At 77.5% G+C, this 1883-nt stretch carries 1 protein-coding gene and 2 pseudogenes; all 3 read left to right on the forward strand.

Translation table 11 applies throughout. The annotated features are described in order from the left end of the window. Positions 1–286, forward strand: a pseudogene (locus ETD96_RS45625) (hypothetical protein); the annotation flags it as partial. Further along, entirely contained in the window at positions 283–1401 is a 1119-nt protein-coding gene (locus ETD96_RS43645) for a sigma-E factor regulatory protein RseB domain-containing protein (protein ID WP_138642332.1), read from the forward strand. The pseudogene ETD96_RS45625 and the gene ETD96_RS43645, both read left to right, overlap by 4 nt. Before the next feature lie 102 nt (positions 1402–1503). Beyond that, positions 1504–1883 (forward strand): annotated as a pseudogene (locus tag ETD96_RS43650) (hypothetical protein); the annotation flags it as partial.

Here is a 1883-nt window from a genome sequence, read left to right on the forward strand (position 1 = left end):
GTCCAGGACGTCCCCCGCCGGACGTCCGCGCGACACCCGCCCGCCCGGCCGCGCCACGGCCGTCCAGGTCCACCCGAGGCGCCGCTACCTGGTCGTCGGCGCCGCCACGCTCTTCCTCGGCCTGGGCACCGCCTCCTACATCGCCGGCGGCGAGCAGGACCAGCCCGCCGTCACGCCCGCGTTCGACCGGTTCGCCGTCGAGCACGCGCTGACCTCCGGCGACGCGCCGATGACCGACCCGCTCACCGACCCGGTCTACCAGGTCCAGGTCTCCCCAGGGCCGTGACCGCGCCGGCCGCGACCCGCGACGGGGGCGGCACGGGGCGGGGCAGGCGCTGCGCCGCCCTGGCCGGCGGGCTCGCGGGGGCGCTCGCCCTCGCGGTGCTGCTGTCCGGCGACCCGGCCGCCGCGCGCCGCGTCCGCAGCGACCCCGGCGCCGTGGGGCTGCTGCGCGCCGCCGCCGACGCCGCCCGCCGCGTCCCGTACGAGGGCAGCCGCTTCCTCACGACGTGGAACCGCAGCCGGTCCGCCACGTCCCGCGTCACCGTCGCGCACCGGCCCGGCGAGGGCATCCGGTACCGGTCCGCGGACGGCGCCGGGACCGGCCACCGGCCCGAGTCCGCCGCGGGCGACAGCACCGGCTTCACCCCGGAGACCCTCGCGCTGCTCACCCGCAACTACTCGGTGGTGCGCGCGGCCGACGGGGTGGTCTGCGGCCGACGGGCCCGCGTCGTCGAGGCCCGCCGCCCGGACGGCACCCCGGCCGGGCGCTTCTGGATCGACCGCGAGACCGGGCTGATGCTGCACCGCGAGCTGATCGACGCGACCGGGCGGCCGGTGGTCGTCACCGGGTTCACCGAGATCAGCTTCACCACGCCGCCGCCGGAGCCGCCGGTGCGGGTGACGCCCCGGGGCGGGCTGCTGCGCTTCCCCGGATCCGGCGCGGGCGACGCCGCCGCGAACGCGTGGGGCGAGCGCCTGGACGCCACCGGGATCGCCTGGCTCCGCGACCGCGGCTGGCCCGTCCCCGCCGACCTGCCCGGCCGGCTCACCCTCTTCGACGTGCGCCGCGAGAAGAACGGCGGCTCCGTCCACCTCAGCTACTCCGACGGCCTCGCCGCCGTCTCGGTGTTCGTGCAGCGCGGCGCGCTCGAGGAGAGCGGGATGTCCGGCTGGCAGAAGACCGTCCGCCGGGGCCGGACGGTGTACCGCCGCGAGGCGCTGCGGCGCTGGGCCGTGTCCGCGGGCAAGGGATACGTGTACACCGTGCTCACCGACGCGCCGCAGAGCACGGCGGAGGCCGTCGCCGTCAACATGCCGCGCGGCGCCCCCGACACCTTCTGGAAGCGGCTGTCGCGGGGCACCCGACGCCTTGTTTCCGCGGCGAATCCGTTCGACTGAGCCGGGATGAGCGCGCGCCTGATAGGTCTTATGCTCGCCACATGCCTTTAAGGGCAGCATGAGCACGGATGACGAGGACCATGCTCGGTAGGAGAGATGGGGATGACGGAAGACAACCGCGGGCCGGCCAGGGCGGCGGCGGAGGACGACGAGGTCGCCTCCGGCCAGGAGCCTGAGCGGCAGGAGGCGGCGGCTCCTCCCGAGACGGTGACCGACCAGGAGATCCCCCTGGAGGCGCCGGCGGACGACGCCGCGCCGGCCGACGACGCGCCGGCCGATGGCACCGGGGCCGCCCGCGAGGCCGGCACCCCGGGCGACCGGCTGGTGGCCGGGGGGTTCGCGCCCCCGGACTCGCTCGGCGCCCCGCCGGACACCAGCGAGGACGTGCTCTCCAACGGCGGGCCGGCCGGCATGGCGCCGCAGGAGGTGCCGCTGCAGGACGTCCCGCCGCGGGACATGCCGCAGCCCCCGCCGCCCGTCGC

This window comes from Actinomadura geliboluensis, assembly GCF_005889745.1.
Taxonomy (GTDB): domain Bacteria; phylum Actinomycetota; class Actinomycetes; order Streptosporangiales; family Streptosporangiaceae; genus Spirillospora; species Spirillospora geliboluensis.